Origin of the sequence: Streptomyces hokutonensis (assembly GCF_042751305.1) — a bacterium.
Lineage (GTDB): Bacteria > Actinomycetota > Actinomycetes > Streptomycetales > Streptomycetaceae > Streptomyces > Streptomyces hokutonensis_A.
The window spans coordinates 1-18,463 of record NZ_JBHYWD010000010.1; the positions used below are offsets into that span (position 1 = coordinate 1).

General features: G+C 71.2%; 19 protein-coding genes and 1 pseudogene. 11 read left to right on the forward strand and 9 right to left on the reverse strand.

All coding sequences use genetic code 11. The features are described from left to right. Nucleotides 1–102: 102 nt before the first annotated feature. The 5 genes from ACFXC1_RS25575 to ACFXC1_RS25595 form a co-directional block, all read right to left on the reverse strand. The gene (locus ACFXC1_RS25575; protein ID WP_381246135.1) at nt 103–711 is read right to left on the reverse strand and encodes a hypothetical protein; all 609 of its coding nucleotides are present in this window, start codon (nt 709–711) and stop codon (nt 103–105) included. Continuing rightward, nucleotides 708–1,277 (reverse strand): RNA polymerase sigma factor, encoded by a 570-nt coding sequence (locus ACFXC1_RS25580; RefSeq protein ID WP_381246912.1) that lies wholly within the window; start codon nt 1,275–1,277, stop codon nt 708–710. The genes ACFXC1_RS25575 and ACFXC1_RS25580 overlap by 4 nt, the downstream gene beginning before the upstream one ends. Nucleotides 1,278–1,375: 98 nt before the next feature. Then, nucleotides 1,376–3,904, reverse strand: a complete 2,529-nt coding sequence (locus ACFXC1_RS25585; RefSeq protein ID WP_381246137.1) for an ABC transporter permease — start codon at nt 3,902–3,904, stop codon at nt 1,376–1,378. 3 nt (nt 3,905–3,907) lie between these two features. Then, a complete protein-coding gene (locus ACFXC1_RS25590) occupies nt 3,908–4,660 on the reverse strand; it encodes an ABC transporter ATP-binding protein (protein ID WP_381246139.1) in 753 nt (250 codons plus the stop codon). After that, nucleotides 4,657–4,878, reverse strand: a complete 222-nt coding sequence (locus ACFXC1_RS25595; RefSeq protein ID WP_381246141.1) for a hypothetical protein — start codon at nt 4,876–4,878, stop codon at nt 4,657–4,659. The genes ACFXC1_RS25590 and ACFXC1_RS25595 overlap by 4 nt, the downstream gene beginning before the upstream one ends. Before the next feature lie 168 nt (nt 4,879–5,046). On the opposite strand from ACFXC1_RS25595, the gene ACFXC1_RS25600 reads away from it, so the two are divergent. The 6 genes from ACFXC1_RS25600 (at nt 5,047) to ACFXC1_RS25625 (ending at nt 10,778) form a co-directional block, all read left to right on the forward strand. Continuing rightward, entirely contained in the window at nt 5,047–6,348 is a 1,302-nt protein-coding gene (locus ACFXC1_RS25600; protein ID WP_381246142.1) for a sensor histidine kinase, read from the forward strand. 22 nt (nt 6,349–6,370) lie between these two features. Further along, nucleotides 6,371–7,030, forward strand: a complete 660-nt coding sequence (locus ACFXC1_RS25605) for a response regulator transcription factor (protein WP_381246144.1) — start codon at nt 6,371–6,373, stop codon at nt 7,028–7,030. Nucleotides 7,031–7,158: 128 nt separating this feature from the next. Beyond that, nucleotides 7,159–7,713 (forward strand): RNA polymerase sigma factor, encoded by a 555-nt coding sequence (locus ACFXC1_RS25610; RefSeq protein ID WP_381246146.1) that lies wholly within the window; start codon nt 7,159–7,161, stop codon nt 7,711–7,713. Further along, nucleotides 7,710–8,723, forward strand: coding sequence for a hypothetical protein (locus tag ACFXC1_RS25615; protein ID WP_381246147.1), 1,014 nt, complete (start codon nt 7,710–7,712; stop codon nt 8,721–8,723). The genes ACFXC1_RS25610 and ACFXC1_RS25615 overlap by 4 nt, the downstream gene beginning before the upstream one ends. 428 nt (nt 8,724–9,151) lie before the next feature. Then, nucleotides 9,152–9,796 carry a TOPRIM nucleotidyl transferase/hydrolase domain-containing protein gene (locus ACFXC1_RS25620; protein WP_381246915.1) on the forward strand — a complete coding sequence of 215 codons (645 nt, stop codon included), beginning with the start codon at nt 9,152–9,154 and terminating at the stop codon, nt 9,794–9,796. Nucleotides 9,797–9,941: 145 nt separating this feature from the next. Continuing rightward, nucleotides 9,942–10,778 carry an alpha/beta fold hydrolase gene (locus tag ACFXC1_RS25625; protein ID WP_381246149.1) on the forward strand — a complete coding sequence of 279 codons (837 nt, stop codon included), beginning with the start codon at nt 9,942–9,944 and terminating at the stop codon, nt 10,776–10,778. A 75-nt stretch (nt 10,779–10,853) separates the two neighbouring features. Here ACFXC1_RS25625 and ACFXC1_RS25630 read toward each other — a convergent pair whose 3' ends face one another. After that, nucleotides 10,854–11,135, reverse strand: coding sequence for a DUF3027 domain-containing protein (locus ACFXC1_RS25630; protein ID WP_381246151.1), 282 nt, complete (start codon nt 11,133–11,135; stop codon nt 10,854–10,856). 14 nt (nt 11,136–11,149) lie between these two features. Continuing rightward, nucleotides 11,150–11,233: pseudogene (locus tag ACFXC1_RS25635) on the reverse strand (GntR family transcriptional regulator); the annotation flags it as partial. 334 nt (nt 11,234–11,567) lie between these two features. On the opposite strand from ACFXC1_RS25635, the gene ACFXC1_RS25640 reads away from it, so the two are divergent. The 5 genes from ACFXC1_RS25640 to ACFXC1_RS25660 all read left to right on the forward strand — a co-directional run bounded on the left by ACFXC1_RS25640 (nt 11,568) and on the right by ACFXC1_RS25660 (nt 16,471). Then, nucleotides 11,568–12,341, forward strand: a complete 774-nt coding sequence (locus tag ACFXC1_RS25640) for a hypothetical protein (protein WP_381246152.1) — start codon at nt 11,568–11,570, stop codon at nt 12,339–12,341. Nucleotides 12,342–12,703: 362 nt separating this feature from the next. Beyond that, a complete protein-coding gene (locus ACFXC1_RS25645; protein WP_381246154.1) occupies nt 12,704–13,423 on the forward strand; it encodes a hypothetical protein in 720 nt (239 codons plus the stop codon). Nucleotides 13,424–14,257: 834 nt separating this feature from the next. Continuing rightward, the gene (locus ACFXC1_RS25650; RefSeq protein WP_381246155.1) at nt 14,258–14,488 is read left to right on the forward strand and encodes a hypothetical protein; all 231 of its coding nucleotides are present in this window, start codon (nt 14,258–14,260) and stop codon (nt 14,486–14,488) included. Nucleotides 14,489–14,714: 226 nt separating this feature from the next. Beyond that, complete coding sequence (locus tag ACFXC1_RS25655) at nt 14,715–16,052, forward strand: lipase family protein (RefSeq protein ID WP_381246157.1); 1,338 nt, start codon at nt 14,715–14,717, stop codon at nt 16,050–16,052. A 269-nt stretch (nt 16,053–16,321) separates the two neighbouring features. After that, nucleotides 16,322–16,471 carry a hypothetical protein gene (locus ACFXC1_RS25660; RefSeq protein ID WP_381246159.1) on the forward strand — a complete coding sequence of 50 codons (150 nt, stop codon included), beginning with the start codon at nt 16,322–16,324 and terminating at the stop codon, nt 16,469–16,471. Here ACFXC1_RS25660 and ACFXC1_RS25665 read toward each other — a convergent pair whose 3' ends face one another. Continuing rightward, entirely contained in the window at nt 16,472–17,668 is a 1,197-nt protein-coding gene (locus ACFXC1_RS25665) for a cytochrome P450 (protein WP_381246161.1), read from the reverse strand. Beyond that, nucleotides 17,665–18,426: a ferredoxin gene (locus tag ACFXC1_RS25670; RefSeq protein WP_381246163.1), complete on the reverse strand. Its 762-nt coding sequence runs from the start codon at nt 18,424–18,426 to the stop codon at nt 17,665–17,667. The genes ACFXC1_RS25665 and ACFXC1_RS25670 overlap by 4 nt, the downstream gene beginning before the upstream one ends. Between the last annotated feature and the right edge of the window lie 37 nt (nt 18,427–18,463).

Here is an 18,463-nt window from a genome sequence, read left to right on the forward strand (position 1 = left end):
CGGGGCCGGGGCCGGGGCCGGGGCCGGGGCCGGGGCCGGGGCCGGGGCCGGGGCCGGGGCCGGGGCCGGGGCCGGGGCCGGGGCCGGGGCCGGGGCCGGGGGTCAATTCCCGAACGCCTTGCGGAACTTGGCGATGTCGTCGGCCGTGACGCCGTTCGCGCCGCACACGGGGACCACGCCGTCCTTGGCGGCCACGATGTAGCGCTCGCCGTTCGAGAACGTGAGCGCCTCCGGGCGGCTGGTGTCGCTGTCGAGGACGACCGTGCGGGCGGTGCCGCCCTTCAGCCAGTGGTCGACGCGGAAGGTGACCACGGTGCCCTTGACGGACGTGACCGTTCCGATGAAGAGCGTCGGGTAGCCGCGCAGGGTGTCGGGGGTGGGCGCCGCGCACTTGGCGGAGCCGCCCTGGGCGGTGAGCCTCAGGGCCCCGGCGGCGGCCGAACTCCCGCTGTGCTTCGCCTGGTTGCCGCCGCCGTTCGCCATGACCCCCACCCCGATGCCGCCGCCGAGCACGAGAAGACCGACCGCCGCCGCGAGTCCGAGGAGATGCCGGCGGGACCGTACCGAGGGCGCACCGGTGTTGAGAGGGGCTGTGGGTGTGACGGTGTTCAACGTGGCCTCCACAAGCTGATCGATGTCGGGCGGCGGAGCACTACGGGTCAGCGCCGGGTCCGCGGCCTTCAGCCGGGCCAGCAACTCGTCGTCGTTCACTGACCGCTCCTTCCTTCATCGCTCCTGTGTCCGGGCCGTCCGTCATTCTTTCGCCCCAGCCGGTCGGCGAGTCTCGCCTTCGCCCGGTGCAGCCGGATGCTCACCGCGTTGGGCGTCGACCCGGTCGCCTCCGCGATCTGCCGGGGCGCCAGCCCCTCCCACGCCCACAGCCGCACCACCTCACGGTCCGCCGCCCCGAGGGAGTCGAGCGCGGCATGCAGCTCGCTGTGCTCGGCGGCCTCCTCCGGGGCCCGCTGCCGGGTCCTCGTCAGCCGCTCCATCAGACGGAGCCTGCGCCCGTCGGCCCGGCGTGCGTTCGCGAGGCAACCCCGAGCCACCCCGTAGCACCAGGGCAGTACGTCGTCGGGGTCCGGGCTGGCGGCGTCACCGAGCCCGGGAACGTCGTCGAGGCGCCGCCACAGCACCAGCAGCGTCTCCGAGAGGACGTCCTCGGCCGTCTCGGCGCTCGCACGCCGCAGCAGATACCTGTGCAGCGGTTCCACCACCACCTGGGCCAGCCCTTCGAAACGCGCCCGCCGCATCCGGCGCGTCTCCTGTTCCGTCATGGATTCCACGACCTGTCCTGTCCGGCTCCGGCCGGTTCCTTTCACCGCCGGGCCGGATCATCCCTCAACTCACATCACGCTCCCGTCCCGCCCCTCGCTCACTGCGCCCGGATCGCGTCGGCCGGCGGGGTCCGCAGGGCCTGGCGGGTGGGGAGTTCGATGGTGAGGAAGGCCGTCGCCGTGACCGTGAGGGCGAGCGCGGGCAGCAGCCAGACCGGGCCCGCCGGCCAGGGGCGCCCCAGGAAGCCCTGACCGAGGAGGGCGAGGGGGACCGCGGAGAGCAGCAGGGCGGCGGTGAGCGCGGTGGCGGCGGTGACCGCTGCCTCGCGGCGCATCATGGCGCGGATCTGCCGGGGCGTGGTGCCGTTGAGACGGAGCGCGCCGAGTTCGACCCGGCGCTGCGCGGTGGCCGCGACCAGCTTGTTGGCGATGCTCAGCAGCAGGTAGACGAGCAGCACCACGATGAGGGCGAGGTTGATCCACACCTCGGGCGGGGCGTCCTTCAGGCCGCCGGTGGAGGGGGAGTCGGCGGGCGCGAGAACCAGTCCCGGGCGGTCGGCCGCGAGGGCGGCCAGGTGGTGCTGGGCGCTTGACGTTCCGTCGGTGCGGATCAGGAGCGACTGGTCGAGCGCCGTCGTGGTGTGTCCGGCGGCGAGGTCGTGCGAGAGCACCACCGTGCCGAAGCCGAGCCCCCGCCCGTACACGGCGACGACCTTCGCCTTCACACGAGTGCCGTCGCCGAGAACCAGACCCACCGTGCGGCCCACCGTCGCGGAGCGGGTGCGGGCGACATCGCTGCTGACGGCGACGGTCGCGCCGGTGAGCCGGTCCAGGCCGCCGTCCCGCACGTCGAGGTCGAGGACGCCCGCCGCGTCCGGGGGGAGGATCGTCGCGGCACCCGACTCGGCCGCCTTGTCGCCGAACTGCTCGTACTCCCACACCACGGTCGTCGTGGTGACCGGGGCGGCGGCCCGCACCCCGGGCGTCTTCCGTACGGCAGCGAGCGCGTCGGCCGGAAGGCCGCCCAACCCGGGTGCGCCGAGCCGCAGTTGGGCCAGTGTTCCGGTGCTGGTGTCGTGCGCGGTGGCGGCCAGCACGGTGGTCTGGGTGAAGGTGTACGTCAGCACGAACACGACCGCCATGGCCAGCGTGGAGACGATGCCCGCGTTGCGCAGGGCGTAGGCGCGCAGGTTGGCCATCGCCAGCCAGGTCGACGCCGAGCCGCCGTGGCGGGTGCCCCGGGCCGCCGCACCGCCGATGCCCCGCACCAGAGCCGGACCCACCAGGGCCAGGCCGATCGCCCCGACGATCCCGGCGATCGAGGTGGCCGTGGCACCGATGACCGTGCGCGAGAACAGCGGCAGCGCGGACATGGCCAGTGCGACCGCGATGACGACGAGCCCGATCCGTGTCCGGGTCCGCGGCGGCTCGCGCGGCTCGCTGCGGGACTCGGCGACCGCCTCGGTGGCCGGCATCCGCGAGGTGCGCCAGGCCGAGCAGCGGGCCGACACCTGCACGGCGAGGACCAGCAGCACGATCGCCGCGAGAGCGGGCAACGGGCTGTAGGTGAGCGGGAGTTCGGTCGGCACGACCCCCCGGTCGGCGAGCAGCCGGCGGAACTGTCCGGCGAGCAGATAGCCGAGTCCGACACCGGGTCCCACGGCGACCGCCGCGACGACGGTGGACTGCGCGGCGGCCAGCCGCCGGATCTGCTTCGGGCTCGCCCCCACGGCCCGCATCAGCGCCAGATCACGGCGCTGCCCGCCGATCGACACGGCCAGCGCGCTCGCCATCACGAACCCGGTGATCAGCACCACGATCCCGGACAGCGAACCGGCCAGCAGCACCAGCAGCGACCGGGACGCCCCGGCCCCGGGCGCCGCCGTGTCGCCCCGCCCGGCCCCGGTGACGGCCAGCAGTCCGGTGCCCTTCAGCTTCGTACGCACCTCGGCGGCCACCCGCTCCTCGGCACCGGGCGCGGTACGCAGCCCCACCAGGTCGACCCGGCCGGAACAACTGCACAGTCCTACGGCCGACTTGTCGGCGAAGTAGAGGCCCGCCCCCGGCGCGTCCACCACCGCCGAGACCCGATAGCCGGTCGCCGGACGGGCGTTGACGACGACCTGCACCGTGTCGCCCGGCTTGATGCCCGCCGCCGTGGCGGTGGCGCGGTCCACGGCGATCTGGTCGGAGGCGGTGGGCGCGCTGCCGGTGATGTGCGGCGCACCGGCCAGCAGTTCGGTCGAGGACCAGCCGTGGCCCGCCACCTGCGGGTCCTTCGCCGGTACGACCCTCCCGTGGCCGCCGAGGAGAGCGGCGGGAAAGCTCATGTCACCGACCGCTGCCGTGACGCCAGGCAACTCGCCCAGTTCGGTGGCCAGTTGGGCGGACACCCGGCGCCGTTCGGGAAGCGCGAGCGGGAGGTCGCCGGGCGGGTGGTACTCCTGGTCGGCGGCGACCACGACGGAGGCTCCGCCGAGCCGCCCGGCGGGGAGGTGGGAGCGGAGGCCGGACTCGGCGAGGACACCGGTGACGGTGAGCAGCGCGGCACCGCCGAGGACCGCGCAGGCCACGGCGATCAGTGCGGTGATCCGGTGGCCGACCATCTGCAGCGCGAGACGGAACATGGTTCAGGCCCTCCCCAACTCGACCAGACGGCTTGCCAGTTCAGGTGCGGTCGGTGCCTTCAGGGCATCGACGACCCGGCCGTCCGCCATCACCAGCACGTGGTGGGCGCGGGCGGCGGCGGCCGGGTCGTGGGTGACCATCACGACCGTCTGGCGCAGGTCGTTGACGAGGTCGCGCAGCAGGTCGAGGACCTCGTGGGCACTGCGCAGGTCGAGCGCGCCGGTCGGTTCGTCGGCGAACACGACAGCGGGCCGCGCCACCAACGCCCGCACCACGGCGGCCCGTTGCTGCTGTCCGCCGGAGAGCTCGGCGGGCCGATGGGACAGCCGGTCGGCCAGTCCGACCCGCTCCACCAGTGTGCGCAGCCAGTCGCGGTCGGCGGTGCGTCCCGCCAGCCGCAGCGGGAGCGTGATGTTGTCCTCGATCGACAGGGAGGGGATCAGGTTGTAGGCCTGGAACACGAACCCGACACGTTCGCGGCGGAGTTGGGTGCGCTTGGTCTCGTTCAGCCCGGCGATCTCGTGGCCGTCGATACGGACACTGCCCGACGTCGGGGAGTCGAGCCCCGCCGCACAGTGCATCAGCGTGCTCTTGCCGGAGCCCGAGGGTCCCATCACGGCGAGGAAGGTGCCGCGCTCCACGGTCAACGACACGTCGTCCAGGGCGCGTACACCTCCCGGGTAGGACTTGCTGACGCCCTCCAGGGCGATGGCGGGGGCGTCCACGGCGGTCACAGTGGTACGGGTGGTGTTCATCGCCGGCCCCGCAGGTTCCGTACGACCAAGGTGCCCGCGCACAGCACGGTGACCGCGCCGCACACCAGGTGCACCCAGGTGTCGGCGCCGCCGAAGGAGGCCGCCATGTTGGCGAGCGCACTGGCCACCACCACGATCCAGAGCAGCGCGCGGGCGATGTCGCCGGTGCCGATCCGGTCGGCGGGATGGGGGGTCGTCGTGTTCTGCGTCTTCTGCATCGGGGCTGCTCCCGGGGGTTTTCGTACGGCGTCCGCTGTCGTCGTCGACGCTATGGACCGGCACCCCTCCCGGCCGATCCCGCAGCCCACCGGATGCGGGGTACAGCAGGCTGTACTCCTGCGGCTCCGGGACCGCGCGGAACTGCCGTACGGCATAGGGTCGTTCGTATGACGGCCAGCAGCACGAGCGAGGGCGGCGGCGGGGCAGCCGGTGTCGGGGCAGCCGCCCCGCGCGAGAGCGTGCGGCACCTCGCGCTACGGGCCCTGAGCACCGCGGGCCAGGCCCTCGCGCAGCTCGCCTCCGGCCTCAACACGGCAGTGCTCGCCGGGCTGTTGGTGCTGTGGCTGGCCGTCGCGGCTGTGACGAGTGTCGTAGGAGTCGGCCTGCTGATGGCACCCGCGCTCCTGCGCGCCCTGCACGCCCTGGCCGGCCGGGAGCGTGACCGGCTCGCCCGCCGGGGCCCCGAGGTCGTCGCCCCGGAACCGCCGCCCACCCGGCTGCGGCTCGCCCTCGCCGACGCCACCACCCACCGCGAACTGCGCTGGCTGGTACGGCACTCCACCCTGGGCCTGCTGCTCGGGCTGCTCGGCGTGCTGCTGCCGGTCCTCGCCGTGCGGGACACCGCGTTCCCGCTGTACTGGAGGTTCCTGCCCGAGAACACGACGGCCACCTCCCTCGGCGTCGGCAACGCGCACACCTGGGCGGACGCCCTGGCCGTGGCGCTGCTGGGCGTGGGCTGGATCGCCATCATCCTCGGCCTGACCCCCGGCATGGCCCGGCTCCAGTCCAACCCCGGACGACGACTCCTGTCGGCCGGACCCGACGTCGATCTCTCCCTGCGCGTCGCGGAGTTGACCGCCACCCGCGCCGCCGCCCTCGACGCCCACGCCACCGAACTGCGGCGCATCGAGCGCTCGTTGCACGACGGCGCGCAGAACAGGCTTGTCTCCGTGGCCGTGTTGATCGGGGCGTCCCGCCGCATGGTCGCCCGCGACCCGGCCGGCGCCGACGAACTCCTCGAACGCGCCCAGTCCGCCGCCGAACAGGCACTGGCCGAACTGCGCACGGTCGCCCGCGGCATCCTCCCGCCGGTACTGGCCGACCGGGGTCTCGCGGGCGCGCTCTCCGGCCTCGCCGCGGACTGCGCGGTGCCGTGCCGGATCGACGTGGACGTACCCGCACGCTGCGCCGCCTCCGTCGAGGCGACCGCCTACTTCGTCGTCGCCGAGGCACTGACCAACATCGCCAAGCACAGCGGCGCGCGGCAGGCGGTCGTCACGGCGCGCAGCAGCGGCGGCCGGCTGCTGCTGTCCATCGAGGACGACGGGCGGGGTGGAGCCGACGAGGACGGCGGCTCCGGTCTGACCGGCATCCGCCGCCGGATCGCCGCTCACGACGGCGCCCTCACCCTGACCAGCCCACCCGGGGGCCCGACCGTCCTGACCGTGGATCTCCCCAGTGGCTCCTGACGTACATGAGAGGGAACGTGTCATGCGGATCGTGATCGCCGAGGACGACCCCTTGCTGCGCGAGGGGCTCGCCCTGCTGCTGCGGGCCGAGGGGCTGGACGTGGTGGCCACCGCCGGCACACCGGACGAGGCGCTCGACGCCATCGACGTACACCGGCCGGACGTCGCGATCCTCGACGTACGGATGCCGCCGACGCACACCGACGAGGGGATCGTGGCGGCGGTCGAGGCCCGGCGCCGCCGCCCCGACCTGGCGGTACTGGTCCTCTCGGCCTACGTCGAGCAGAGCTTCGCCACCGAGCTGCTCGGCGGCGGCGTGAACGGCCTCGGCTATCTCCTCAAGGAACGGGTCGGCCGGGTCGAGGAGTTCCTCGACGCGCTGCACCGGGTGGCCGCCGGGGGCACCGCCATCGACCCCGAGGTCGTCGCCCAGCTCTTCACCCGCTCCCGCCAGGACACCCGCCTGGAACGCCTCAGCCCCCGCGAACGCGACGTACTCGCCCTGATGGCCGAGGGGTTGGGCAACTCCGCCATCGCCGAACGCCTCGTCGTCACCGACGGCGCCGTCCACAAACACATCCGCAGCATCTTCGCCAAGCTCGACCTCTCCCCCACGGACCAGGTGGACCGCCGGGTCGCGGCCGTCCTGCGGTACTTGGAGGATCTACGGCGACTGGTCTGAGGCCGGGTGACCGGTGACCGGTCCGGGGCCGAGCGGGCGGTCCGAGGCCGGTCCGCGAACGCTGTCGGGGGTTTCCGCCAAGTAGGGGGTGAGAGACCGCCGTTCGGCGGTCGGGAGACGGAGGTCCCATGACAGCGGGCCCGGACGACGAGGAGCTGCTGAGCCGTACGGCTCGCGACCCAGCCTCCTTCGAACCGCTGGTGCAACGCCATTCGACAGCCCTGCACGGCTACTTCGCGCGGCGTGCGCCCACCGCCGCCGACGATCTGCTCGCCGAGCTGTGGCTCCAGGCATACGCGTCGCGCCGCGGCTTCGACCCGGCGCGCGGAACGGTACGGGCCTGGCTGTTCGGCGTGGCCAGGAACGTGCTCTCCACCCACTGGCGCCGACTCGCGGCAACCCGCCCCGACCTCCCGCGCACCGCCGGGGACGACGACCCCTGGGAGGCCGTGGACAGCCGCCTCGACGCGGCGGCGGTGGCTCCGCGGCTGCGCGCTCTCCTCGCCGAACTCCCCGCCTCCGAAAGGGAGTTGCTGCTGCTGGTCGCCTGGGAGCAGTTGACGCCCAGCGAGGCCGCGGCCGTGGTCGGCATACCCGCCGCGACGGCCCGCACCCGGCTGCACCGCGCCCGGAGCCGGATGCGCTCGGGCGCCCCCCTCGACCTGACAGGAGAACGCACATGACCGACCTGACCGAACACGACCACTTCCTCGACTTCCCCGGCGCGGACGAACTCGTCGCGGCGGGCGCGGTGGCGCCGCCCGCCGACGACAAGATCATGGCCGTACGCGAGATGCTCGCGCTGATCGCGGACCGCGAGAACGAACAGGCGCTCGCCGCCCTGGCGCACGACAACGTGACACCCCTCGGCGCGGCCCGCCGGGACGGGCCCGCGGCGGCGCTCGCGCCCCCGGGCGAGCCGGAGCCCGTGGCGCGGCGGCGCCGTCTCTCGCGTCGTGGGCGCGTCCTGGTCACGGTCGGGGCCGTGGCCGCCATCGCCGCGGGCGTGACGGTGTACCCGGTGCTTGACCTGGGCGGCAAGCCTCCGTCGGCGGCCTCGGCGGCATCGGAGTTCCTGAACGAGATGGCGAACGTCTCGATCGTGCATCCGGTGACCGGCGGGAAGTACTGGATGGTCGAGTACTACACGAAGGAGGGCCGGCACTCGGTGTTGCAGACCGTGTACAGCGACCGGGCGGGCGGCACCTGGCTCCTGGCCCAGAACGGCAAGGTGAAGTGGCTGGGCCGCAACAACAACGACTGGATCGTGAACGGCCGGCATGTGTCCTGGGACGAACTCGACCGGCTGCCGACCGACCCGGCAAAACTGCGGACCCACTTCTCGAAGGACGCCCAGGACTGGTCCGAGGAAGCCATCGGACTGCTGGCGGATTCACCCGCGAGCCCCGCACTGCGTTCCGCGCTCTTCCGGATGATCGCGAAGTCTCCGGTGGTGACCACGACCCCCGGCGTCAAGGACAGCCGTGGCCGACCGGGCACCGAGGTCGTCGTCCGCCGGACCATGCGGCTGGAGAAGTTGCCGGGCACCACGCAGCCCGGCGTCTTCACGGGCTCCTACCGCTGCGTCATCGACCCGAAGACGAGCCGCGTGCTGGAGTGCGGCGCCGCCGGCCCCGACCCGGACGTCCGCACCACGTACTTCCAGTCCGGCCTGACGAACCGCATCGGCTGACCCGGCCCCTCCCACGCCCACGCCCACGCCCACGCCCACGGCGAGCGCTTCACCGACGCAGCCTGCCCGTCCTCAGCCGCAACCCGCTCGCAGGACGGGCACGTGAATCGCTCGGCCTTCGGTCTGTACGACCCTGCCCGCGACCACAGTGACTGCGGTGTCGGTGGAGTTCTTCGGCGCCGCCGACCGGGAAGCCGCTGCGCGCCGTCCGGTTCGGCGTCGCCAACTGCTCGGTGCCGAAGGACACTTCACGTCGTGACGCCCGCGTCGCCCGCGTCGCCCGCGTCGCCCTGGTCGGCCGCAGCACCGCCGAGCAGGGCTTCGAGCCGCTGCGCGACACCTCACGGAGTCACTGCCGGACGCGTAACCGGCCCGCCCTCCCGGAAAATCACTACCAGGTCGGCCGGAGCAGGCCGGAGACTCATCTCATGGTCGGCATGGTGAGCACGGGGGAAATGGACCGGTTCCGGGAGGCGGTCGCGGCGTGGGCGGCGGCCGGTGACCCCGGGGACCCGGCACGCGAGTTGGCAGCGGAACTCGGCGTCCGGGTCGCCGTACTGCTCGAAGGCCCGAGTGACGTCGCAGCCGTGGACGCACTCGCGACCGCCCGAGGCCGAGACCTGCCCGCCGATGGAATCTGCGTCCTGTCGATGCGCGGCGCGATGAACGTAGGCCGCTACGCCCGCCTCCTCGGCCCATCCCCATCCGGCCTCGGCCTACGCCTGACCGGCCTGTGCGACGAACGCGAACACCCCTACTACGCCCGGGCTTTCGACAGCGTGGGCGCACCACACGAGGCCATCTTCGTCTGCGCGGCAGACCTGGAGGACGAACTGATCCGCGCACTGGGCCCGGCCCGCGTCACCGAACTCATTGACGCGGAGGGTGACTTGCGCCCCCTCCGCACCTTCCTGAACCAGCCTGCTCAGCAAGGCCGCCCCATCCAGCAGCAGTTGAGACGCTTCTTCGGCACGACGTCGGGCCGCAAGATCCACTACGGCCGAGTCCTGGTCGAGGCCCTCACCCCCGACCGCACTCCCGCGCCCCTCGACGACCTGCTGACCACTTTGTAACCACGGCAGCGCGGCTACCTTCCCTGGCACACCCAACTCCCATCGTGAGAGTGGACTTGCACAAAGAGAGTCGGCCCCCTACCTTCATGAGAGCCAGCTCTCAGCAATCCCCAAAGCCCGAGCGAGCCAAGGAAAAGGATTCACCATGCCGACCTCCGCCACCTCCCCCGCCGCCAACCCCACCCGCACTGTCACCCTCCCCGGCGGACTCACCGTCACCATCCAGGAGTTCGGCGAGAACACCGAGGGCACCGGCGTCCTGGTCCTGCACGGCGGCGCGGGCCCGCGCACGGTGGCCGGCATCTCCGCCGCCCTCTCCGAACACGTCTACGTCGTCACCCCGACCCACCCCGGCTTCGACGGCACCCCCCGCCCTGAACGCTTCGACGCCGTCGCCGACCTGGCCATCGCCTACCTCGACCTGCTCGACACCCTGGACCTCAAGGACGTCATGGTCATCGGCAACTCCATCGGCGGCTGGATCGCCGCGGAGATGGCCCTGCGCGACAACCAGGGCCGCATCGGCGCCCTGACCCTCCTGAACGCGGTCGGCATCCACGCCCACATGGTCGAGAACCGGGTCGTGGACCCCCGCACCATGGCCCCGTCCGACATCAGCCAACTCTCCTTCGCCAAGCCCGAGTTCCGCCCCGACTTCGCGTCGTTCACCCCGGAGCAGCGCGCGGCGGGAGCCGCCAACCAGCAGACCCTGGCCGTGTACGGCGGCGACCACTTCACCTACGACCCGAAACTCCGCGCCCGCCTCCACCGAGTGACCGTCCCCGTCCTGGTCATCTGGGGCGAGGAAGACGGCATAGCCCCCCTCAAGTACGGCCGCGGCTACGCCGACTCCTTCCCCAACGCCCACTTCGTCCCGATCCCGGACGCGGCCCACTTCCCCCAGATCGAACAGCTGGGCGCGACGCTCGGCGCGATCGGCGACTTCGTGGACACGGTGGTCAAGCCGGGGGCGACGGACTGAGGATGCTTCAGCCGCACGAGCAAGGCCCAGGTCGCCGACCTGGGCCTTGCTGTTCCACGCAACGATCCGGCGAACTCAGCCGAAGGACCCGTCCTCCCGAACGGCGAACAGCTCGCAACCGTCATGCTCAAAACGGACCCGCCCGTCGAACGCCGAGCCGGCATGCGTACAGACCCCCCAGTCCCGCCCCAACTCCCCACTCAGCGCAACCCAGAACCGACAACCACCACACTGCGCGTCGTACCAGTCGTCCCGATATCCCGACCGGTCCGTGACCCTGTTCCGCACCGCCAACCAACGCCCATGACAAGCGTCATCGTGTTCGCGGTCGCTGCCGCCCCACGTTCCCCCACTCATGGCGCGAACCGTACTCAGTTCGCGGGCAGTTGGCAGGAGAGGACATAGGCATCGGCAGCCGTGATCGTGTCGCAGACCTCCACGGCCCGCCCTTCCGTCGGACGGTCCGACCAGCACTCTTCCTGCCGATCGCACACCGACAAGGCGCCGAACTCCCAACCTGTGCACAGAACTTCAAACCCCACGCCCATCGACAGGCAGAGCAGTCATCACCTGGATCAACGACCACACCGTCCGGTTCCCCATTGAGCCTCGTCCACCTTGAAGCAACAGGGCACAGGGAGTTCGCGAGCCGGGATGAGCGTGCCATGCGGGCCGATACCCATAGATGTGCCCTTCCCATGCTCCTTCGCGTCCTTCACACCCTTCACGTCCTTCACGACCTCTGGGAGGATTTGTGCCAACCTGGCCACCGGACAAGGGGAGTCCGTCATGAAATCCGCCGTCGGACTCTTCCCGGTCCTGCTGTCCGCAGCACTCATCAGCGGGTGCAGCAGCACCAGCGGATCGGGGGAAGCAGGTGGCTCGGGTAGTCCATCCGGGACCCCGACGACCACGGCATCGGCGGGAATCCCGGGCTGCGCACCCGCGTGCCTCTCCGGGCTCTCTGATCCCGGAACCCTGCAAGCGGGCTCGTACCGGACGACGCACTTCTTCAACGGACAGCTGAAGGTGACCCTCAAGGGACGGTGGGAGAGCCATGAGGACCAGCCCGTCGAGTTCTCCGTGGCACCGGAGGGCAACTGGGACACGCACCGGGTCCTCTTCTGGTCCGACATCATCCCCGTAGGCAAAAACCAGAAACGCGCCGCCGGAGTACCCAGCACCACATCAGGCCTGCTGGCCTGGCTCAAAGGCCGTCCCAACCTGCACGTCTCCGAACCCCGGAGCAGCACTGTCGGTACCAGCTCTCTCCCGGCGAAGCTGGTCGACATCGAGATCTCCAGCAAGGCCGTGAACGAAGCCTCCGACTGCCCGGCGCGAGCCTGCGCGGACTTCCTGACCTGGCCGAATGCCGGCGACAACATCTACGGCATTGCCGAACCTGCGGTGCTACGGCTGTACCTGGCCGACGTCAGGTACGGAGGCAAAAGCCACCTGTTCGCCATCGGAATCAAAGGGAAGGACCAGGCCGACCTCAAGGTCTTCCTGCCCGCTGCCGAGCAGCTCATCGCCAGCGCCAGCGCACCGGTCAACCCTGCTTGAGCAACTGCGTCGCGAGCCGGCCGGCCCCGCGACCCGCAACTTCAAGATCAAATAGCGTTCGGAACTGAAACTAACGAGGTGTCTCTCCAGACGCCGCAACCGGGGCACCAGGCAGAACGACGAGCATCGGGGAGCTCAAGCGGCTCATGGTGATGCCACAGCAGGTGTCGGTCGCCACGACGCAGCTCTGCCTTCTCGTGCCAGAAACGCGCCAGGCCGTAGAGGGAACCACGGGGAACACCGGGGAACCAGTCAACCGTCCACCAGGCCCCAACGTTGCTCCGTCGCAGGTCAGCCCCAGAACAAGCCCTAGATGCCCTGAGCTTCCCCCGCTCAGGGCATCAGTCCGGCAGAATGCGAAGGTGTCCCTTGACGCCATTGACGCCGTGGACTGGTCGACGATACCCAACCCGACGTGGCACCAGTGCGACGAACCGGAACGGGTCGCTCACGCACTACGACTGCTGACGGTGTCCACCACGGCCAACGAGACGGGCGACGCCGCGTCTCTGCTTGCCGCTGGAGGATTCGTCTGCAGCCACGCTGCCATGGTGTTCCCAGCGGCCTATGCTGCCACCCCGATCCTGCTGGATCTCGTCGAGCATGGCCAGCGGCCGCGCATCAAGGAGGCAGCTCTCGGGCTCCTGGCAGACGCACTGGGCTATTCCCCGACCGCCGGCCACAACCGGGTCGACACCCCCTATGACACCGACGTCCCGCTCTGCTGCGCCATCGCACGCCTCATCCGCGGCCGTCGCAGCGCTCTCCTCGCCCACGGGAATCGCGGTAAGCGACTCCTGGCAGAGGCAGAGCTTCACTGGCGGATGACCATCGAGGAGACAGAACACCAGCCTGACGGCACTCTGACCGCCCTCGCCACGCTCGAAGGCACACCCTTCGAAACACCGGGCGAGGCCGAGTTCCACAGCCCGCTTTCCGAACGACCTGCAGTCTCCGTGTGGATCGACGCACTGACGGCCGACGTCTCAGGCGCCGCGTGCATCCAACTCGGCCACATACAGTACGAGGCCCTCCCGGGTTCTGTCCTCTACCCAGCCGAGTGCGGCCGACGCGAGCACTGACCTCGTTGCCATGCCTCAGTAGCCGCACCACAACTGCACCAGATCGAGCGGGGAACAGCGGGGAACCACGGTGAAAGCAGCCGAGCCCAACGGGACCACGGTCCGGCCGTTCGGCCAGGTCAGTGCCTCAGCCAGCCCCAAATGCCCCCAGCGTCCCAAGCTCAGGCCTTCGGCCACCGGATAAGCCGTGGCCACCTGAGGCCTGGTTCGGTACGTTGCCCCCCATGACCGACAACCGAAAGGGCAATGCCGCGTAGGCGCCCGTCAGCCCTGCGGGGCGACCTCCCTGTCCGTCCCTGGAGGCGGCGACGGTATCCGCTCATCGATCATCTTTCAGAATCTTGCACAGCTGACCTGCGTCGGCTGGAGCGGACCCGCTTCTGGCCCGAAGCCACGGAAGAAGCGTTCTGGCACTGGCATGCCTACGCTCATGGCCCCCTCAGCCAAATTCCAGACCCACTCACAGGTCTCGATTGCCGCATCCCCGGGTGCGGGTGTTACGGCGCCGGATTCCGCGGCCACCTTGAAGCCGTGCTTCACGCGCTGCCCAGGAAGAGCGCGCGTGAACTGCGCGCCCTCGTGTGGGCCCTCGACGGGAAGATTCTGGCGAGAGCCAAGGTCATCCCGGCTGAAAGCCTGGACGTGCCATGGTGGCGAGGCCAGTTCTAGGACCATGAGCGGCCGTCTCGGTTTCCGTCTCGTGCAGCCGCATTTACCACTGTTCGGAGAGGCCAGGGGGCAACCCCGTCCCGGCGACCAGCCGGCCTTGAACGCAGGTGAACGCCCCTGTACGAGGAGGGTGACCTCGCCGCCGGATTCTCTGCGGAGTGGACCGTGCACGTAGCCGAAGTCGACTTCGGCCGAGGGGATCTCACTGGTTGCCACGGCACGACCGCGCGCCGCGCGCCCCTGCACGACCCGGCCCGCGTGCCGCGCGACATCGAGGCCAGGCAGCGCGTGCTGAACCGGCTCACTCTCAGCCCGGCCGCCGAAAGCGACCCGCGGACCTCGAACCGGCGCGTGCGGCCGGGCGGTTGTGGGACATCGACACCGGCCACGACCTGATGGTCAGCGAGCCGGAGGCCGTGGCCGACCGTCTCAATCGGATTGCCTCGACTTGACAGTCAGTCACATTACCGAAACGTAACCTACCGACAGGTATCACGAGTAACTTACCCGCAGGTAAGTTCCAGGCGAACCACTTTCCGGCGGCACCGGCGCACACACGTGGGACGCGTGTGTGCGCCACCGCGCCGCCGCTTCCTGACGGCCGCTCCACAGGAGGTTCGCCATGCCCGCACGCCAACGGCGCCTGCTCGGCGCCGCGTTCACCGTCGTCGCCTGCGTCGGGGCGCAGGCCCTCGTCGGCACGACCGCGTCCGCCGCCACCGCCTCGGACGAGGTCGTGTCCAGAGGGGTCACGATCCCCGAGTTCTACAACCCGCCCGCCACCCTGCCCGCCGCGAACGGCACCCTCGTCCGCAGCGAGCCCCTCCCCCTCGCCCTGAGCCTGCCCGGCCTCGACGGCCCGCTCCCTGGCACCGCGACCCGGCTGATGTACAAGTCCACCGACTCCAACGGCCAGCCCGTCGCCGTCACCGGCGCCTACATCGAACCCTCCGCCGACTGGTCCGGCAGCGGCCCGCGCCCCCTCGTCGCGGTCGCCCCCGGCACCGTCGGACAGGGCGACCAGTGCTCCGCGTCGATGGGCCTGGAACACCCCCTCGTCTTCAACAGCCAGACGGTCTCGGTCGGTTACGAGGACCTCTCCATCTACCGCCTGCTCGCCGAGGGCGTCGCCGTCGTCGTCACCGACTATGCGGGCCTCGGCGCCACGGACCGGCTGCACACCTACGTCAACCGGATCGACGAGGCGCACGCGGTGCTGGACGCCGTGCGCGCCGCCCGTTCGCTCACCGGAACCTCGGTCACCGCCGCCTCACCGGTCGGGCTCTACGGCTACAGCCAGGGCGGCGGCGCGACCGCGGCAGCAGCCGAACTCCAGTCCTCCTACGCCCCCGACGTCACCCTCTCCGGAACCTACGCCGGAGCCCCGCCCGCCGACCTGACCTCGGTCACCAAGGCCATCGACGGCAGCGAACTCGCCGGTGCGCTGGGCTGGTCGCTCAACGGGTTCCTCCAGTCCGACCCGGCGCTGAAGCCCCTCGCCGAGGCACACCTCAACGCCGCCGGGAAGGCCGCGCTCACCGACCTGTCGACCATGTGCGTGGGCGACGCGCTGCTCGGCTACGCGTATACGAAGAGCACCAGTTGGACCACGGACGGGCAGTCCCTCAGCGAGATCATCGCGGCAACTCCCGCCTTCAAGGCCTACGTCGACGAACAGCGCATCGGCACGCTGAAACCGTCGGGGCCCGTCCGCCTCGCGACCGGCGTCAGCGACAACCTCGTCCCGCACGCCCAGGCCCGCCAACTCGCCGTCGCCTGGTGCGCGAAGGGAGCCGACGTCAGCTACAAGCCCGTCGTCCTGCCCAGTGTCGGCAGCGCGCTCCTCAACCACTTCGCACCCCTGCTCACCGACCAGGGCGACGCCATCTCCTGGCTCACCGACCGCCTGGCCGGCAGGCCGACCACCTCCAACTGCTGGACCATGCCCGTACAGCCCTGAGACCTCAGCCCCCGGCGGTCGCTTCGCGATGTTCCGTACGGTCCAACTGTCGTCCTCGGCCTCGCCCGCGAGGTAGTAGTTCCTGCTGCCGACGACGTTCACGAGGTGACCGTCGTCGGCGTCCAGCCTGGCCAGGAAGTTCGCGGCCGGTGCCGTGGCGCGGCGGGGCACCAGGCCTTCGGTCACGCCCGACCACGTGACCGGGCCTCGCCCATCAGCCGCCGGATGGCCCGGTCGTCGTCCAGGCGTGCGCACTTGACCGCGCCCCAGTGCTCCAGCCGCTCGCCTCACGCCCGCCTTACGGCGCCCGTCCCGCCGCCGGCTCCACCGGCGCCTGCAACCCGTCGACGACGATCGCCGCGCTCGCCGAGCACAGCATGCGGACGATCGTGCAGCAGGACCTCGGGCGGGTGTTCTGATCAGATCCAGGTGACCGGGAGCGCGCGCAGCCCGTACACGATGTTGTCCTGGTTGTAGGCGAGTTGACCGGCGGGGACGGCGAGGCGCAGGCCGGGCAGGCGGCGGAACAGGGTCGTGAGGACGGTCTGGAGTTCCACGCGGGCCAGGGTCTGGCCCAGGCACTGGTGGATGCCGTAGCCGAAGGCGACATGGCGGCGCGCGTCCCGGGTGAGGTCCAAGTCATCTGCCGCACCGAAGAGTTGGCGGTCCCGGTTGGCGGTGGACAGCATGCAGATCACGCCGTCCCCGGCCGGGATCGTCACGCCGCCCACCCGCACGGTCTCGGTCGCCGCGCGCCCCAGCCCCAGATGGATGATCGTGAGATGGCGCAGCAACTCCTCCACGGCGCCCCGCACCAGGCCCGGGTCCGCGCGCAACAGGGCGGCCTGGTCGTGGCGTTGGAGCAGCGCGAGCACACTGACGGCCGTCATGTTCGCGGTGGACTCGTGCCCGGTGACCAGGAGAAGGAAGCCGAGTGACGCCGTCTCCTGGGGGGTCAGGTCCTCGCGGGCGGCGAGCCGGCTGAGGATGTCGTCGGCGGGGTGGCCGCGCTTGTACTCGGCCAACTCCGTCAGATAGCCCATGAGTTGGGCGTGCGCCCGCTCCGCCTCCGGTCGGGTGGTGCGGTTGTCGAGGAGGGTGCGGCTGAGCGACTGGAAGAGGTCGTGGTCCTCGTACGGCACCCCGAGCATCAGGCAGATGACCAGCGACGGGATCGGGAGCGCGAAGTCCGCCACCAGGTCGGCCGACGTACGGCCCTCGGTCATGCGGTCCACGGCCCGGTCGACGATGTCCTGGATGCCCGGGCGCAGTTCCTCGATCCGTTTGACCAGGAAGTCCTTGCTGACCATGCGGCGCAGCCGGGCGTGCTCGGGGTCGTCCATGCGGATGAAGCTCGGCTTGGCGGTGGCCAGTTCACGCTGTCCGGCGGAGAGGAAGGGGAAACCCGGTGTGCGCGCGTCCGCGCTGAAGCGGGCGTCGGCCAGCACGGCCCGGACCTCGTCGTAGCCGGTGACGAGCCAGCACGCGGTGCCGTCCGGCAGCACGGCACGGGTGACGGCGGACTCGCGGGCGGCCTCGGTGTAGGCGGGCGGCGGGGAGAAGGGGCAACTGCCGTAGGGGGCCGGGAGGTTGAGGGATGTGGTGGCGGTCGTCATGGGCGGGCCGGCTCCTCTTCGTCGACCAGCGTGATGGCGCCACTGGGGCACAGGTCTGCGGCGAAACGGACCGCGTCGGCGTACCGCGCGTCCGGCTCCGCCACGAGCAGGGTGACCCGGCCGTCCTCCTCGTCCTGCTCGAACACCTCGGGTGCCGCGCCGACGCACTGGCCCGCGCTGCAACAGCGTTCGCGGTCCAGGTGTACGACGAGAGAGGGCTGCCGGTCGGAGGGGGTGCGGAGGGTGTTGAGCGTGGCGCACATGGTGGCGGTCTGACCCGCCAGGACCAGGAGCTCGACGAGTTGCCCGGGACCGAGGACTCGGGCGAGTCGGCCCCAAAGGCCGTCAGGAATCGGCGAGTTGGCAGCCAGTAGGCCGGCCGCCTCCAAGAGGTCGCGGTCCTCGCCCGCCCAGGCGTGGGAGTCCAGGTCGGTCGCGGTCGCGTCGATCTCGGCCTCCGTCAGTCCGGCGTCCGCGGCCGGGGTGCGGTGCCGTCGGTGGACGTAGGGCGCGTCGAGGCGGTGGGCGACGCGCAGGACGATCAGTTCGCGTCTGCGGTGGCCGAGGGTGCCTTCGTGGGTGAGGACGCGGGCGAGGGAGAGCCAGGCGTGGGCGAGGACGGGGTGGTGGGCGAGGGTGCCGAAGAGGTTCTCCCGGCCGGGGCCGTCCCGGTGGGAGTCGGCGAGCAACGCCCTTAGGACCGGGGGCCATTCGGCGGGCGGGAGGGGTGGGATGCGGGGGACGCGGGTCGTGGTCATGGTGCCTTCACCTTCGTACGGAGCCAGTGGACGAGCC

What these genes read in the sequence shown, in the direction of transcription:
- ACFXC1_RS25580 (WP_381246912.1), bottom strand. Translation starts at nt 1,277, where the DNA reads ATGACGGAACAGGAGACGCGCCGGATGCGGCGGGCGCGTTTCGAAGGG.
- ACFXC1_RS25585 (WP_381246137.1), bottom strand. Translation starts at nt 3,904, where the DNA reads ATGTTCCGTCTCGCGCTGCAGATGGTCGGCCACCGGATCACCGCACTG.
- ACFXC1_RS25590 (WP_381246139.1), bottom strand. Translation starts at nt 4,660, where the DNA reads ATGAACACCACCCGTACCACTGTGACCGCCGTGGACGCCCCCGCCATC.
- ACFXC1_RS25595 (WP_381246141.1), bottom strand. Translation starts at nt 4,878, where the DNA reads ATGCAGAAGACGCAGAACACGACGACCCCCCATCCCGCCGACCGGATC.
- ACFXC1_RS25600 (WP_381246142.1), top strand. Translation starts at nt 5,047, where the DNA reads ATGACGGCCAGCAGCACGAGCGAGGGCGGCGGCGGGGCAGCCGGTGTC.
- ACFXC1_RS25605 (WP_381246144.1), top strand. Translation starts at nt 6,371, where the DNA reads ATGCGGATCGTGATCGCCGAGGACGACCCCTTGCTGCGCGAGGGGCTC.
- ACFXC1_RS25610 (WP_381246146.1), top strand. Translation starts at nt 7,159, where the DNA reads ATGACAGCGGGCCCGGACGACGAGGAGCTGCTGAGCCGTACGGCTCGC.
- ACFXC1_RS25615 (WP_381246147.1), top strand. Translation starts at nt 7,710, where the DNA reads ATGACCGACCTGACCGAACACGACCACTTCCTCGACTTCCCCGGCGCG.
- ACFXC1_RS25620 (WP_381246915.1), top strand. Translation starts at nt 9,152, where the DNA reads ATGGTCGGCATGGTGAGCACGGGGGAAATGGACCGGTTCCGGGAGGCG.
- ACFXC1_RS25625 (WP_381246149.1), top strand. Translation starts at nt 9,942, where the DNA reads ATGCCGACCTCCGCCACCTCCCCCGCCGCCAACCCCACCCGCACTGTC.
- ACFXC1_RS25630 (WP_381246151.1), bottom strand. Translation starts at nt 11,135, where the DNA reads ATGAGTGGGGGAACGTGGGGCGGCAGCGACCGCGAACACGATGACGCT.
- ACFXC1_RS25640 (WP_381246152.1), top strand. Translation starts at nt 11,568, where the DNA reads ATGAAATCCGCCGTCGGACTCTTCCCGGTCCTGCTGTCCGCAGCACTC.
- ACFXC1_RS25655 (WP_381246157.1), top strand. Translation starts at nt 14,715, where the DNA reads ATGCCCGCACGCCAACGGCGCCTGCTCGGCGCCGCGTTCACCGTCGTC.
- ACFXC1_RS25665 (WP_381246161.1), bottom strand. Translation starts at nt 17,668, where the DNA reads ATGACGACCGCCACCACATCCCTCAACCTCCCGGCCCCCTACGGCAGT.
- ACFXC1_RS25670 (WP_381246163.1), bottom strand. Translation starts at nt 18,426, where the DNA reads ATGACCACGACCCGCGTCCCCCGCATCCCACCCCTCCCGCCCGCCGAA.